Annotated in this window: 14 protein-coding genes; 10 read left to right on the plus strand and 4 right to left on the minus strand. The window is 55.0% G+C overall.

Features of this window, described 5'->3' with window-relative positions:
• Positions 1-28: 28 nt before the first annotated feature.
• The gene (locus tag IPK32_10675; GenBank protein MBK8092413.1) at positions 29-331 is read left to right on the plus strand and encodes a hypothetical protein; all 303 of its coding nucleotides are present in this window, start codon (positions 29-31) and stop codon (positions 329-331) included.
• 193 nt (positions 332-524) lie between these two features.
• Positions 525-2,522 (plus strand): sulfatase, encoded by a 1,998-nt coding sequence (locus IPK32_10680; protein ID MBK8092414.1) that lies wholly within the window; start codon positions 525-527, stop codon positions 2,520-2,522.
• Positions 2,523-2,619: 97 nt separating this feature from the next.
• Here IPK32_10680 and rnhA read toward each other — a convergent pair whose 3' ends face one another.
• The gene (gene rnhA / locus IPK32_10685) at positions 2,620-3,111 is read right to left on the minus strand and encodes a ribonuclease HI (protein MBK8092415.1); all 492 of its coding nucleotides are present in this window, start codon (positions 3,109-3,111) and stop codon (positions 2,620-2,622) included.
• A complete protein-coding gene (locus IPK32_10690) occupies positions 3,108-3,416 on the minus strand; it encodes a DUF3817 domain-containing protein (GenBank protein MBK8092416.1) in 309 nt (102 codons plus the stop codon). Before IPK32_10690 ends, rnhA begins: the two co-directional genes overlap by 4 nt.
• 146 nt (positions 3,417-3,562) lie before the next feature.
• Here IPK32_10690 and IPK32_10695 point away from each other — a divergent pair, with 146 nt between their 5' ends.
• Together IPK32_10695 and IPK32_10700 are read left to right on the plus strand one after the other, a co-directional pair.
• A complete protein-coding gene (locus tag IPK32_10695; protein MBK8092417.1) occupies positions 3,563-4,366 on the plus strand; it encodes an amidohydrolase family protein in 804 nt (267 codons plus the stop codon).
• An 18-nt stretch (positions 4,367-4,384) separates the two neighbouring features.
• Entirely contained in the window at positions 4,385-5,209 is an 825-nt protein-coding gene (locus tag IPK32_10700; protein ID MBK8092418.1) for a metal-dependent hydrolase, read from the plus strand.
• A gap of 15 nt (positions 5,210-5,224) precedes the next feature.
• Here the strand turns inward: IPK32_10700 and IPK32_10705 are convergent, their stop codons facing one another.
• Positions 5,225-5,650, minus strand: a complete 426-nt coding sequence (locus IPK32_10705) for a deoxycytidylate deaminase (protein MBK8092419.1) — start codon at positions 5,648-5,650, stop codon at positions 5,225-5,227.
• A gap of 176 nt (positions 5,651-5,826) precedes the next feature.
• Here IPK32_10705 and IPK32_10710 point away from each other — a divergent pair, with 176 nt between their 5' ends.
• From IPK32_10710 to IPK32_10735, 6 genes are all read left to right on the plus strand, one after another.
• Entirely contained in the window at positions 5,827-6,006 is a 180-nt protein-coding gene (locus IPK32_10710) for a hypothetical protein (protein ID MBK8092420.1), read from the plus strand.
• Positions 6,007-6,133: 127 nt separating this feature from the next.
• Positions 6,134-7,798, plus strand: coding sequence for a hypothetical protein (locus IPK32_10715; protein MBK8092421.1), 1,665 nt, complete (start codon positions 6,134-6,136; stop codon positions 7,796-7,798).
• Between the two features lie 100 nt (positions 7,799-7,898).
• The gene (locus tag IPK32_10720) at positions 7,899-8,624 is read left to right on the plus strand and encodes a polysaccharide biosynthesis/export family protein (GenBank protein ID MBK8092422.1); all 726 of its coding nucleotides are present in this window, start codon (positions 7,899-7,901) and stop codon (positions 8,622-8,624) included.
• Positions 8,625-8,692: 68 nt separating this feature from the next.
• A complete protein-coding gene (locus tag IPK32_10725; GenBank protein MBK8092423.1) occupies positions 8,693-10,894 on the plus strand; it encodes a polysaccharide biosynthesis tyrosine autokinase in 2,202 nt (733 codons plus the stop codon).
• A gap of 357 nt (positions 10,895-11,251) precedes the next feature.
• The gene (locus IPK32_10730) at positions 11,252-12,235 is read left to right on the plus strand and encodes a trypsin-like peptidase domain-containing protein (protein MBK8092424.1); all 984 of its coding nucleotides are present in this window, start codon (positions 11,252-11,254) and stop codon (positions 12,233-12,235) included.
• 72 nt (positions 12,236-12,307) lie between these two features.
• On the plus strand, positions 12,308-13,366 hold the full coding sequence (locus tag IPK32_10735; GenBank protein ID MBK8092425.1) for a serine protease: 1,059 nt from the start codon (positions 12,308-12,310) through the stop codon (positions 13,364-13,366).
• A 43-nt stretch (positions 13,367-13,409) separates the two neighbouring features.
• Here the strand turns inward: IPK32_10735 and IPK32_10740 are convergent, their stop codons facing one another.
• Positions 13,410-14,279: a hypothetical protein gene (locus tag IPK32_10740; GenBank protein ID MBK8092426.1), complete on the minus strand. Its 870-nt coding sequence runs from the start codon at positions 14,277-14,279 to the stop codon at positions 13,410-13,412.
• Between the last annotated feature and the right edge of the window lie 92 nt (positions 14,280-14,371).

A 14,371-nucleotide genomic window follows, 5' to 3' on the forward strand; every position in this document is an offset into this window, starting at 1 on the left:
CACGGCGAGCGATTTTTTCTCCCCACCCATGACGACCCCCCAACTCACTCAGCGAGTACGCGAAAAAGCGTGGATCGGAGACGCCGTGCTGGAGCTCTACGTGCGCTCCCACATCCTGCGTGAGCATGGTAAAGTGGATGCGGAGATGAAGACACGCTTCACCTGCAACCAATTCCTCTCCTGCACGGGAAATCCGACCGAGGTCGAGGCGCAGATCGGTGTCCTCTATCAGCAGCAGGGCCTAGAAGCAGCCTTCTGCTGGATACGTGAGCATTTGGAGCCGCTCTTCATCAAGCAGGAGGCCAAGCGTGCCCGGCAGGGCAGGGGATGAAGGTTTTGCTGATTTCGGGGCTTTTCGCCAAAGTGCTCAGTGCGGAGTGCTCAGTAGTCGAACGGCCGAAAATCCGACTGAGCACTGGGGACTGAGCACTTTCACCCACGGCATGATTTGATCCGAGCGCACCAAACCTCTGACGGAAGGTTGGTTGACAGAGGGCGTATCCGCTTGAGTTAAAACCTGCCCCATGCGCCTCCTTTTTGTATTCCTTCTTCTCACCGCTACGGCGCTACATGCTGCCACCCGCAAGAAAAGCAGCCGTAGCAGCTCTGCCTCTGCCTACGGCAAGCCGAATGTGCTCTTTATCATCGCGGATGATCTGCGACTGCTGCCCCAGGCCAAGACGCCGAACATGGACCGTCTGGCGAAGCTGGGCATGCGCTTCACCAATGCGCACTGCAATTACGCCCTCTGCAATCCCTCCCGCGCTAGCTTGCTGACGGGCATGCTGCCCTCCAGCAGTGGCGTCTTTGGCAATGAGCAGGACTGGCGGCGCAGCGTGCAGCTCACCGGCAAGCCTACGATGCCAGAGCACTTCAAAGCCAGTGGCTACATGACCGCTGCAGCTGGGAAAATTTTTCACGCCAACCATGGCGGGCCAGAAGGTCGGCTCGCAGGCTGGCACGGCGGTAGGCGCGGCTTTGAGCTCGATAGCGCCTGGGACCAGCGCTTTCCGCGTGCAGGCGTGCAGATCCCTGACCTACCCGTACACACCGGGCAGAACTTCAATGGCCTGAATATCTGGCACTGGGACTGGGGCCAAATCCCGGTCGAAGACGCCCAGACCGATGATGGCCAGTGCGTGGCCTACGCGGCGGACTTCCTCGGCAAAAAGCAGAAAAAGCCGTTTTTCTTCGCTCTAGGGCTCTACCGCCCGCATTCGCCCTGGTATGTGCCGCAGAAGTACTATGACCTCTTTCCGCTGGAGAGCATCACCCTGCCCGAAGTGCGTGAAGATGACCTCAACGACGTGCCAGAGGCCGCCAAAGGCCATCTCAAAGGCGAAAATCACCACCAGATCATCACGAAAGCCGGTAAGTGGAAAGAAGCCGTGCGAGCCTACTTGGCCAATGTGGCCTTCTGCGATGCCATGCTCGGTCAAGTGCTCGATGCGCTCGAAAAAGGCCCACACTCCAAAAACACCGCCATCGTCTTCACCAGCGATCACGGCTGGTACTTTGGCGAAAAGCAAATGTGGCATAAAGGCAAGCTCTGGGAGGAAACCACCCACGTTCCGCTCACCATCGTCGCACCGAAAATCAGCCAACCTGATAGCGTCAGCGCCCAACCCGCATCCCTCGTCGATCTCTATCCCACACTCTGCGACATCACCGGCGTCAAGCCTCCCGCCCACCTCGATGGAACAAGCCTGAAGCCCCTCCTGGCTGATCCCACCGCTACGCGTGAAAAACCCGCCATCACCACCAGTGGCGGTGGCGAAAACGCCTCCTACGCCGCCCGGGATGCCCGCTGGCGCTACATCCGCTATGCAGACGGAAGTGAGGAACTCTATGATCATGAAACAGATCCTCATGAGTGGACCAATCTCGCTGCGAAACCGGAGCTCGCTGCCGAAAAGACCCGCCTCGCCGCATCCTTCCCCCCGGAGTTCAAATCGGCCAGCCGCCCCGCTGCCGAGGTCAATGGTAAACTCAGCTCCGCTGGCAGTGTGGAGCTAGGGCTCCAGGCCGGAGATGAAATCGCCCCGCAGAATGCCCCGAAAATCCAAGAGCGCGGCATCTACATCAATGCTGCTTTTGAATACAACCCAGAGATCGACAGCGATAGCACGCTCCTTTCCCACGGAGATTCTCAGCTCGGCTACGTGCTCCACCTCGTCGCTAGCAGGCCCACGCTCACCCTCTTTGTCGATGGGAAGGCGACCAGCATCGCCGCCGACACCCTGGAAGCTGGATCGGCCCAGATCCGCGCCCTCATCAGCAACAGTGGCTTCATGTCCATCGCGGTGCCTGGAAAGAGCGAAATCCTCGACCTCACGCCCTTCCCCGGCGGTTTTCCCGCAGAGCCCAAAGTCGGCCTCGTGGCCGGTCAGAGCTTTGGCATCCTCAATGCCAAAGATTACCCCAACAGCACCCCCTTCGATGGCAAAATGACCCGCATCAACGTCACCATCATGCCGCCGAACGAAGTCGTCGCCAAGCCACTGCCCGTGAGCAATCCGTAGGCTCATCTCTTGCCCTTGCTCTCGCTCTTCATCTTTGATCTCGGCACGGCAGGAGAGAGTAAGATGAAGAGCAAGAGTGAGAGCAAGATGCAGCGGGTCACTCCTGAGCTTGGAACTCCTTCAGCGCCGCTGCGAGCTGCGCGGATGAGTGGCTCTCCTTCACCTTTGCGATGACTTCCTGCACCAGGGTGTCGCAGCGCTCATTCTCGCTGTGACCTGAGTGGCCCTTCACCCAATGCCAGCGGATGGTGTGACGAGCTGCTGCCTCATCGAGCAGACGCCAAAGATCTGCGTTTTTGACCGGCTTCTTCGCGGCGGTGCGCCAGCCATTGCGCTTCCAGCCTGCGATCCAGGTCGTGATGCCATTGCGCACGTACTCACTGTCCGTGTGGAAATCGACTTCGCAGGGCTCCTTGAGCACATTGAGGGCCTCGATGGCCGCTTGGAGCTCCATGCGGTTGTTGGTGGTCGCGGGCACTCCGCCGGTGATTTCCTTCAAATGCCGACCATAGGCCAAAACAGCCGCCCAGCCGCCGGGGCCAGGATTTCCATGGCAACCGCCGTCGCTGTGAATGATGATTTTTTTCATGCCGCAGCCTCCTGCCAGCGCTGGAGCTGCCTATCGAGCCAAAACGGCAGCAGCGGAATCAAAGAGGCGATAAACAGCATCACCACCCGTGCGAACGGCCACCCCGCCATCTGCCAAGCCCGCACCAGCGTGATGCAAAAGACCACAAAAAGTAGTCCATGGAGGCTACCGATGATCTTCACTGCCAGCGGCATGCCCCAGAGGTATTTCAGTGGCATCGCGATGCCAAGCAGCAGTAAATAAGACACCGCCTCCGCTAGGGCGGTGAGGCGGAAATGATGAATAGCGAGTCTCGCAGGAGATATGAGGCATCGTCGCGCCTATACCTCACATCTCGCGACTTTGTGAAATGGAATAATGAGCCGACTCATTCTCGTCCGTTCGCCTTCTCGGCGAAGTTTTTTGGGAGGGCTCGGAGAATTCGTGTCCAACGGGCGTTTGATGGAGTGAAATGGCCTCTTCGTTATCTTTTCACATCTGGGATCTTCATTGCCACCTCTCCGGGGTGCCGGGACTGACGCCGGAGGAGAGGCTAGGTCAGCTACTGCGGTATGCGGATCGCATGGGCATCGAGCGGCTGTGCGTGTACATGGGGATGAAGTGGTCGCGTGATCCTGGACCCGAGGATCTGCGCCGCCAAAATGATGAGGTGCTGCGTGCCATCGCGAAATATCCGGATCGTGCCTTCGGCTTTGTGACGCTGAACCCAAAGCATGTGGAGGCGAGCCTAGCGGAGATCGAGCGCTGCGTGGCGAAAGGCCCGATGCTGGGTGTGAAGCTGTGGGTGGCAGAGAAATGCTCGCACGAGAATCTCGATCCTCTCATTCGCCGTGCGGCGGATCTGCATGCGGTGATATTTCAACACACCTGGTTCAAGACCGGTGGGAACGATGCCGGGGAGTCCACGCCAGAGGATCTCGTGGCGCTGGCACGGCGCTTCCCCGATGTGAAGATCATCTGCGGCCACACGGGAGGGAACTGGGAGCTGGGAATCCGGGCGATCCGCGATCAGAAGAACCTCTTCGCGGACTTGGCTGGCAGTGACCCCTGTGCCGGCTACACGGAGATGGCTGTGCGGGAGCTGGGGGCTGAACGTGTGATCTACGGGAGCGACTGCGGGGGGCGTAGTTTTGCCAGTCAGCTCGCGAAAGTGCATGGTGCGGCGATTTCGGATGTGCAGAAGCAACAAATCTTCCGCGAGACGCTACGCGGCCTGATGCAGCCCATTTTGAAGGCGAAAAGGATCGACGCATAACCCCTATCTCACTCCACCATGAATCGACGGCATTTCATCGCGACGACGACAACGCTCCTAGCTGCCCCAGCGCTGCAAATCCATGCAGAGGAGCCTCAGGCCATGCTGGATGTGAACTTCTCCCTGGGTGAGTGGCCGACGCGGGATGTGCCTGCGGTGGATGTGGCCGGCCTGCGCCGCCGTGGGATATCGCATGCGATCACGGGCTCACTGGAGGCTGTGCTGCATCGCGATCTAGCTGCGGTGAATGAGCGGCTGGCAACGGCCTGTGCTGCCTCTGGAGGAGTGCTACTTCCCGCAGGCTGCCTGAATCCGCTCCTGCCGGCCTGGCAGGAAGATCTGCGGCGCTGTGTGGAGGAGCATGGGATGAAGGTACTTCGGCTGCTACCGGCTTGCCATGGCTACACACTGGAGAGCCCAGTTTTCCGAGAGTGTCTGGATGCCGTGACAAAATGTGGTCTGGCACTACAGATCGTGGCGCAGATGGAGGATGTGCGGACGCAGAATCCACTCCTGCGGATGCCCCCAGTCGATCTGAAGCCGCTGCCAGCACTGCTGAAAGCCACCCCGCAGGCCCGAGTGATGGTGCTCAATGCCAATTCTGCGATAATCACCACGGCGCTACGAGGCTGCAACTCGCTGTGGTTAGATTGTGCGATGATCGAGGGAGTCGGTGGGCTGGAAAATACCCTCCAGATCTGGCCAGTGGATAAACTTTGCCTGGGCACGCATGCGCCGTTTTTTTACCCAGAGGCCGCTTTGCTAAAAATGCAGGAATCAGGCCTCTCGGGCGAAAAAGCGGCTCAGATAGCGGAGAGAAATGCGCGGGCGTTTTTGGGCTAAATCAGCCACTTTTCTTCAACGGGGGACGGGCGAAGTGTCGATACCCGCGACGATGGAGGGGTAATTGGTGAGCTGGATGAGCGGGATGCCGTAACGCCCAGCGATAGCATCAGCCTCGGACTCTGGGTAGTCATCACGGTAATAGACCTCCTTGACGCCATAGGCGCAGAGCATCTGCATGCAACTGGTGCAGGGCTTGGTCGTGCAGGCGACGAGCTTCACATTTCCCCGTGTAAAAAGGCTGCACAGATTCACCTCTGCATGAAGCATGAATTTGCGCCGTGCATCACGGTCCTGCCAAAAAGCCTCATCCGCGTCGTAACCCGGCGCAAGGCCATTGTAGGCTGTGCCGATGACGCGATTTGCGAAATCGAAGGCTACCGCCCCAACCTTGCGAAAAGGATCTTCAGATCGCAGACTCGCGACATGGGCCAATGCCATTGCATACTCAGGGATGGCGATACGTGAGGGAGTGGGAGCGGGAATAGGCATGCGAAAACGGACAAGTTAACAGCAGCCGATGCCTCTGTGTATCCTAGGTGTCCACGAGAAGAGGAAAAGATTGGTATGTTTACTTGAACAGCTTGTTATAGTGTTCAATATAGCAGATCAAACCCATGACCCGTCATCCATCATCACAAATCATCACCTTTCTAGGGCAGCTTCATCAAAAATGGCTGAAAAAGAACCAAGATTTACCGATTCGTGGCTGGGGAACAGCCGAATCCAGAGAAATTCAGCTCGAATTCGATTTCCGCTCACGTCCAGCCCGCCGATGGCATACTTCAATCACATGATTAGGTGCGGTTTTTCAAACTTGAGAGGTTTTAAAGATAGACAAAATGAGAACGGGTTGCTTTTATATGCACAATATTCAACCAGATCTCCCCAGACTGTATGCTGACGAAGTCAACGAATCCCCATATGACGTTACGTGCCTCTAAACTCGCTGTATCCTTGATTGTGTTCTTCGCAACTACAGCAGCTTATGCACAGTTTGGAATTTCACCTTCTCAAACCAGTTCGTATTTTGACGACTTTCGTGGACGTGCCAGTCACATGCAGCAAGCAGGTTCAGGCGTCCGTAGCGGTGATGTCGTGTATGACTACGATAGCGGGACCTACAAAGGAGCAGATGGAGAGTCTCAAATGCGTCCTGAAGACCTCCTGCGTGAGGCCCGCTCCATCGCTCAACCTTCTGTCAATAGCGGCAGTGGAGCAGTCGCATCGCGTGCTGTCGGGGATTACACGAACTATTCTGGTCAATACACATCTTCCACCGGCTACTTTGCTCCGACATACACGTCCGATCCATTCCTCTCAGGACGCCGCAATCTCAAACTAGGGCCTGTCAATGTCGGGCTGGGCCTGTATCAAGGCTTGGAGTGGAATTCCAATATCAACCGTGCCAGCGGTAATGCCCGCCTTTCGGACTTTATATCCACGACGTTGTTCAACGTAGATGCGAACTACAGGGTCACTAAAAACAACGTTCTCAGTCTCACCACAAGCTTTGGCTTTGACCACTACTTCAGCAACCCTCAGGCATCTCCTTATGGCGGTGGCAACATGGTGTTGAATATTCTTCCTGGTAGTACGCTGGCTTTTGATATGAAAATCGGGCCTGTCTATGTGACGCTTTATGACCGAGTCGCAGTTCGCCCTGCTGTCAGCAATGCGTTTACGCTCAATACCCAGAACATCTTTGGGGTGTTCCAAAATGACTTGGGTGCCGTCATGAACTGGGCTGTCAATTCAAAGTGGACCGCTTCCTTGAGCTTCAACAATTCCTATGCCAATTCCTTGGACGGCAGGTTTGATATTTATAATCGCATAATCAATACCATCTCTGGCAATATCACCTACAGCCCACACGGCACATGGAGTGCAGGAATCGAAAGTAGCTATAGCAGCCTACGCTACGAGCAACCTGCTCTGAATGATGGCGATACCTTTACGTTAGGTGCCTTCTTTCGCACACAACTTGGCAGTGCAACTTACCTCAAAATGGCCGCTGGTTACCAAGGAATGCAGTTTTCGAAGCCCACAACTTTGCTTGCCCCTGCGATTGGCGACTTCAATGATTTGGACGACTACTACTTTAACTTCTCGATCACGAACCAAATCAACAACCGCTTGAGCCACACTCTGAGCTTGGGTCATGAATCAGCTCTCAATCTGACATCTAACTTCATTACTGCCGATTACATCAATTATGGAGTATCAATAATTACATCCAAGGGTGGCCGCCTATCGCTGACAGGGTATTACGAAGACGCTACACCTTCTTCCGAGAGGAATCAGTCTTCCATCCGCCAATATGGTTTGGATGCATATTACAGCCATCAGATCACCTCGAAGGTCCGCATGGGTTTAGGTTATCACTATGGTCACTCTGCCCCACCTGATGCTTCTATCTTCCCAGGTCAAGGTTTCGATCAGCATGCCTTCAACGTGGATTTTGGGTGGGCGCTCACTCAAAAATCTTCCATCAACATGGGCTATCGGTACTTTACAACCAGAGCTGACAATTCTGGGCTCAATTTCGACCAGCATCGTGTGATTCTTGGATATACATACAATTTCTAACGCGGTTTCCGCCTAGCTGTCATAGCTCTGGCTCCACACACAGGGTCGGCCTTCGGCCGACCCTTTTCTCTCCCCTCTCCACTTCCTCCATCGTCCCCGTATGAAACGTTCCTTATTTAGTATCTGCTGTACGGCAATTCTTCTATCACTGAACGCCTTTGCCCAAGACCCAGGTTTTAGACCGCCAGAGTCAAGGCCCACGGCAGCACCGCAGGCAGCCAACAACTCTGGCGGGGCAGGTATCGTTTCAGGTGCCTCAACACTTGCGTCCATGGATCGACTTGATGATCGCCAGCCAATTGATGCAGGCTACACGATTAGTATTCGAGTATTGGAAGACCGAAAAGACGCGGTCCAACAAAAGGTGGCCCAAACAGGAGAGGTGCAGGTTCCTTATGTTGGCTTGGTTCGTGCCGCTGGTAAGACTTGCCGACAGTTGGCATTGGATGTGAAGCGAGAATTGGAAAAGAGCTTCTTTATAACCGCAACAGTTCTCATTTCCATTGATGCCTATCCACCAGAAGCCTTAAAAACCGGTGTTGATGAAATAGAAACTTACACCGTGTTTGGCTTTGTGTTACGCCAAGGCAAGTACGACATACCCAAGACAGAGGATGTAACCATTAGTCAGGCGATCCTTCGTGCCGGGGGCTTTGCGGCCTTTGCTGATAAAGGTCATGTAAAAGTTGTCCGTCACACGCCCAATGGAGATAAAACTATGCTCGTGGATGTGGACAGCATTATGAGCAAAGGCCAAATGCATAATGACATTTATCTGCGGAAAAATGATGTTCTTATCATTCCGGAGAAAAAAGTGAATTTCTAATCATGCACCTTTAGGTGCAGGCTGACCGTCACATTTTACTTTAAAAAGCCCAAACCAAATCCCGTCTTATGGAGCAAAATCTATCACTCCCCAATGCCGGTCAGATGCAGTCCAGCACCCTGAATCGCATCCACGAGGCTTCTGCAAAATTCCAGCGGTATAAAATCCTCCTGCGGCGTCGCTGGTGGTTTCTCCTTTTGACAGCCAGTATTGGAGTTTGCGTGCAGGCACTTACAATTACAGGTAAACCGCAAGTTTTTCGTTCCCTGGCAAAGATGGTCGCTGGTGGCCGAATGGTTGCAGGGTCCGATTATAAGTGGGAAGAGCAACTCCAGGACTTCTATGGTACCATCATCGAGACCATCGAGAGCGCAGAAATGATCCGCAAGGCACGCGAACGCGTTCACTCTCTGCACCCCGATCTTAAAGACTCAGATGTCGAAATCGTCGTTCGTCAGACCAAGGGGTCCGCTATTTTCAACATTTTAGCGACCGGATCAGAACCAAAATACACACAAATTTTCCTCAATGCACTGCTCGATGAGTTCATCGCATTTCGTCAAATTATCCGTGAGCAGGCGCAGGGTAAAGTGCTGAGTACCTTTCTCCAAGAGGTGGTTAATAAGCAGAAAACCATGGAGGAAAAAAATGAGGCGTTTAACAAATTCAGCGCGGCCAACAACATCCTCACCATTACGAATGGTAATAATGAGGCAGCTAGTTTCCTCACTGCCTTAAAGGCACAGAGAGAGGCAAAACGCACCGCCTTGGCTGAAATCGATTTGGCCATAACAAACGTAAGCGTCGCAATGCAAAACCGTGAGCGACTTGCCAATGCTGGTGCTGTCAGTGGTGCAGGAAACGCACCGGGTAAGACAACGGAAGCTAGTAATGCTGGGCAAGTGAACTCAGATCCATCATCCATGAATAATGGTCTCACCTTGACCGAGATGGATTACCTGCGCACAAAGCAACAGATCACCATTCTATCGACCCAAAAGAATTCTTTGATGGAAACTTTTAAAGAAAGTCACCCTCAAGTTGTGGACATTAGCCAAGACATCGCGGGGCAAAGAGCTCTGCTTCTCAAATACGAAGAGCAAATTCAGGCCGAAATGACCTCTCAAAAGCAAGCCCTTGAGCGCAGTGTACAAGTTCTCGACAAGCAGATAGCTGAACGCCAGAAAGAAGCACTCGAGCTAGGTGCCAAAATGTCCGAATACGAAAAGCTCAAAAAGGAAGCCGAAATTTCTCAGACTGCCTACCAAACGATGTTCGAGAAAGCAGAAAGCTTTCAAAATATGTTCAACACACAAAGTGACTATGTTGCCGTGCAGGAGCGTGCCACCTCTGCTGCTGAGCACACGGAGGACTGGAAAATGCCCATCATTGTCGGTTTGATCGTGGGTTTAGGCGCTGGCATTATTATTCTCCTTCTCTTTGATCGTCTGGATGACCGCATGAACTCCTTTAGTGAATTCCAGGCACTCTTTCCCGGTGAGCAGGTGCTTGGCCAGATTCCAGAGCAGCGGCAGCGCGGTGATGTGGCACTCCTTCGCCCCAATGATGACCGCCATCTCTACGCCGAAGCATTTCGCAATATTCGTTCATCCATCCTCTTCAAAAATTGGAATGGAAGGCCGCCGAAGACCATTCTTTGCACTTCGGCTGTGCCCAATGAAGGTAAAACGACTGTTACCTCCAACTTAGCCGTTACCATGGCCCTCGCTGGTGCTCGCGTATTGCTCGCGGACTGTGACCTTCGCCGTGGTGGTGTGAGTGAGCTCTTCAAACTCCCCTCCACACCTGGCCTTAGTGAAGCCCTGCGTGGAAAACTGCATTGGCGTGACGCAGTGCAGGAAACTAGCACACGGAACCTTGACTTGCTCGCTCGTGGAGATGTCTTTGACCAGACATCCGAAATGCTCCTTTCCAAAACTGCCGAGGAGATGCTCAAGGAAATGTCGGAGGAATACGATTATGTCATCTTTGACAGCGCTCCTGTCCTCGTGGCCGATGACACCGCTTCCTTTGCGCCGAAGCTTGATACGGTGCTTTTCGTTGTGCGTATGTCCTCCACGATGGCCCGCCTCTCTGGAAAAGCGCTCGATCTTCTCTATGAGCGCCAAGTGAACATCGGTGGCGTGATCTTGAATCGCTCCAGCTCCAACCTCAAAGAGTACACTTACTACAACTACGCCAGCTACTACTACGCACCAGTTAAAACAACCCCGCAACCAGCCGTGGCTGCACCTGTGATCAAATCGTAAGACAAAGATTTCCGGTTCTTGAAAGAAGAATTCAAACTTGAATGCCTACCGCATCGAGAATGGACATTTGTTAATCATGGCTTCAAAAGTTGGACGGTTTTAGTTTCCACGAAACGTAGCGACGTCGGCCAGCCGTAGCTAATCAGTGTTATTGTCGTAGATATGTGGCTCTGATGGATAAAACCAAACCCACGATCGGTTTTTTGCAGCGGGATGCCTTGGGGGTATCTTGAAAGAGTAAGGATTTCGGCTGCGAGGAGGCGGGGGATTGACCGTTGTCTTGGGCGGACTATAAGCCGACCATTCTCCATGCCACTTCATCGTACGAGTTTTCGCCATCGCATTGCAGTGCAGCTCATGCTCGCATTCCTGCTTTGCCCTGTGCCGATACGTGCGGAGAGTGCTTTCGAGGTCGCTCCGGCTACGCCTGTCCACACTTTCTCCGAGCTCATTCAGGTCCAGGGGCTGGTGCAAAAATTTCTCCCGCGTGCTCGTGAGACATTGGTGGCGGTTCAGGTAGGTCCAGGAGCTGCGCGGGACCCTGAAGGAGCTGCCGCTAGCGGTGTCATTATCAGTCCTGACGGGCTCATCCTGACCGCGGCTCATGTCGTGGATAAGCCTGGGCGCGAGCTGCGGGTGGTCCTGGCGGACGGGAGCATCGCTACCGCCACCTCTCTGGGCATGGACATGACGACCGACGCTGCCATGATCCGGCTCAATAAAAAAAGCACCAAACCCTGGCCTCATATGCTGATCTGCCGAGATGCACGGCGCACACTTCCGGGTGAATGGTGCTTCGCTCTAGGCCATCCGGGTGGGCAGGATACACAAAGAGGCCCCGTGCTGCGTGTCGGGAAAATCATCCGCCAAACCGCTAACAATCTACAGACTGACTGCGTGCTCATGGGCGGTGACAGTGGTGGCCCGCTATTCAATCTCCAGGGGGAAGTCATTGGCATCCACAGCCTCATTTGGGAGGAACGGGATCAGAATGTCCACATCGCTATGGCACCTTTCCTCCGCTCTTGGGATGCTATGCTCGCCTCTCAAGTCATCAAAGAATGGGATAGCGGGGCAGGTGGCTTTCTCGGTGTCGTCATTATGGATGGCTATCAGTTGGAGGTGCTGGATGTCTTTGATGGCTCACCTGCTCAAAAGGCAGACCTCCGGGCCGGGGACCGCATCCTCAGTCTCAATGACGTGCCTATGACGCTCGAAGCCCAGTTCCGTGCGGCGATCCGTGCACTGCCATCTGGCGAAACGGTGATTCTCCAGCTCCTGCGTGATGGCCAGCGCCGCAAGGTCAATGTCGTCCTCGGTAGCAAACCCTCGGAAAGCTGAAACTGCATGAAAAATTCGGTTCACTTCCAGAGACACGCTACACAGCCGTTCGCGGGCATCGCTCCGCTGATCATGCCGAAGCTCTTTGCGTTTATTTTTGGTGCCGCTCTCATCAAACCAGCGTCCGCTGAGCTTTCTCGGCCCACACTGGTTCCTGAGCAGCGCACCAATGGCGCGGAGACACTCCTAGCCATCGGAAAAATGGCCCCCGAGGCGCTTCATTGTGCTGCCCGCATTGAGAGCCTACTCGGTCGAGATATTTGTGCTGCCACACTTGTTAGCGAGGATGGCTATCTTTTGACCAAGGCGAGTGATGTGCCTGATGTAGAGGCCGTGCGACTGCGTCTCTCGGACGGACGCAGTGCCAATCTCCGTGAGGTGCATCGTGACACGCGGCTCGATCTTCTTCTGGCTCATGCCGCAGGAATCACGGCGGCACGCTCTGCCACTTTTGGCCCCTCACGCACACTCAGCGTGGGCCAGTGGCTATGTGGTCAGGGTGAAGATGATAAACATGTCTCGCAGGCCCATCTGGGCGTCCTCAGTGCTGCACGCCGCCGTATCCCTGGCAATGGCGCTGCGATGGGAATCCAAATGGAGGAGTCATCTGCTGGTGCCTCCGCTCGCCCAGGAGTGCGTCTGCTAAGCATCGCCGCAGATAGCCCCGCCGAGGAGGCTGGTCTGCAAAAGGGCGACATCCTCCTGGCCATTGACGATGAGGCCGCCAGCTCTCACCGCCAGATGCATGAGCTGATCAAGGCACGCCAACCCGGCGACGTGCTCGAAGTACGCTACCTCCGTGGGAAAAGAGAGCACATCGTCCGTGTCCGACTTGCTAGTCGCACGAAAGTCATCCAAAACTGGGCTGGTGACGATTTTGCCAATGGTGGTGTCTCCCGCCGCACGGATAATTTCCCGGAAGTGATCCAGCATACGATCCCACTCGATCCTGTGGACATGGGTGGGCCTCTGAGCACGCTCGAAGGGCGTATCATCGGCGTCCAGATCGCACGCGTCGATCGTGTCACGACCTTTGCGCTACCGATGGAGATTTTTTGGACTCAGGCCCAGCAGTGGATCCAGGCAGATCGCCACCCGCCTAGAGCGGTCAAAGTGCAGCGTGGAGAATGAAAGGAGCGCCTTTTCTGTCGATTCCAAGGCTCGCAGAGCGGGCCTATTCGATCTGGATCGGTAGGGTGATGGTGGCCGGGGCACCGCTAGTGGGGGCCTCCCAGCGCAGGACTTCGATCCCTGGTTTATTTGGAGCGGCGGCATCGAGCTTGTAGATGCGGAGCTGCACGGAGGGCTTCTGCCCTTCTGCTGGTGCAGCGGGTTTCAGCCGCAGTGTGACCTCATTTTTGCCCCGCACGAGGCCACCCATGATGAGTTGTTGATCGAGTGCATGCTCCACTGGCGGATAGTCGATGCCATTCATGTTCAGCGTGGTCTCGTAGCCAAAGGATTGGAGCTTAAATCCGGCTTTAAAGTCAGGTACACGGCATAGTGGCGGTGTGGGTGGGAAACTGCCTGGTGGAGTGAATTCCGGCGCATTCAGGAATTCGGGCTTTTGGCCGCTTTCGAGCGCTTTGAGCTCCGTAGGGGCATTTTCCAGGCTGGTGACGCGATTGGAGTCGAACTTCCAAACACCGCCTTCGAGGCCGAATTTCAGTTTGATGAGTACGGCACCGTTTTTGCCAGATTTTTCCTCTACATCGGCGACACCAAAATAGACCAGGTGGGCTGTGGTGCCCCCAGCTTCAGCTTCGAGCATTTTCATGTCTGCGAGATCAGGTGGCTCGATCGCGCCGGTGAAGACGGCTTCTGGAAAGGCCTTCCGGCTACTGACGATCTCATTGCGGGTGACGACTTGGCGGTAGTTGGTGATCGCACTTGCCCAGGCCTGGGCATCCTTACGGATCATGGCACTGCGCCATGCATTGTAGGCATCCGCCAGTGTGGTGGCCAGCGCCGTGCTAGAGCGCTGTGCAGCAGCTTGGGTGACGAGGGCGAGCCCACAGAGGAGAAAAAGAAGTCGTTTCAACATGAGGAGGCCATCATGCGCGGGTTTTGGAGAACTCAACGACAGGTTCACCCCACGGACGAAGAACCTGCTCACCTCCGTGTGTGGGTAGAGGC

Source organism: Verrucomicrobiaceae bacterium (genome assembly GCA_016713035.1).
Lineage (GTDB): Bacteria > Verrucomicrobiota > Verrucomicrobiia > Verrucomicrobiales > Verrucomicrobiaceae > Prosthecobacter.

What these genes read in the sequence shown, in the direction of transcription:
- IPK32_10675 (MBK8092413.1), top strand. Translation starts at nt 29, where the DNA reads ATGACGACCCCCCAACTCACTCAGCGAGTACGCGAAAAAGCGTGGATC.
- IPK32_10680 (MBK8092414.1), top strand. Translation starts at nt 525, where the DNA reads ATGCGCCTCCTTTTTGTATTCCTTCTTCTCACCGCTACGGCGCTACAT.
- rnhA (MBK8092415.1), bottom strand. Translation starts at nt 3,111, where the DNA reads ATGAAAAAAATCATCATTCACAGCGACGGCGGTTGCCATGGAAATCCT.
- IPK32_10695 (MBK8092417.1), top strand. Translation starts at nt 3,563, where the DNA reads ATGGCCTCTTCGTTATCTTTTCACATCTGGGATCTTCATTGCCACCTC.
- IPK32_10700 (MBK8092418.1), top strand. Translation starts at nt 4,385, where the DNA reads ATGAATCGACGGCATTTCATCGCGACGACGACAACGCTCCTAGCTGCC.
- IPK32_10705 (MBK8092419.1), bottom strand. Translation starts at nt 5,650, where the DNA reads ATGGCATTGGCCCATGTCGCGAGTCTGCGATCTGAAGATCCTTTTCGC.
- IPK32_10710 (MBK8092420.1), top strand. Translation starts at nt 5,827, where the DNA reads ATGACCCGTCATCCATCATCACAAATCATCACCTTTCTAGGGCAGCTT.
- IPK32_10715 (MBK8092421.1), top strand. Translation starts at nt 6,134, where the DNA reads ATGACGTTACGTGCCTCTAAACTCGCTGTATCCTTGATTGTGTTCTTC.
- IPK32_10720 (MBK8092422.1), top strand. Translation starts at nt 7,899, where the DNA reads ATGAAACGTTCCTTATTTAGTATCTGCTGTACGGCAATTCTTCTATCA.
- IPK32_10725 (MBK8092423.1), top strand. Translation starts at nt 8,693, where the DNA reads ATGGAGCAAAATCTATCACTCCCCAATGCCGGTCAGATGCAGTCCAGC.
- IPK32_10730 (MBK8092424.1), top strand. Translation starts at nt 11,252, where the DNA reads ATGCTCGCATTCCTGCTTTGCCCTGTGCCGATACGTGCGGAGAGTGCT.
- IPK32_10735 (MBK8092425.1), top strand. Translation starts at nt 12,308, where the DNA reads ATGCCGAAGCTCTTTGCGTTTATTTTTGGTGCCGCTCTCATCAAACCA.
- IPK32_10740 (MBK8092426.1), bottom strand. Translation starts at nt 14,279, where the DNA reads ATGTTGAAACGACTTCTTTTTCTCCTCTGTGGGCTCGCCCTCGTCACC.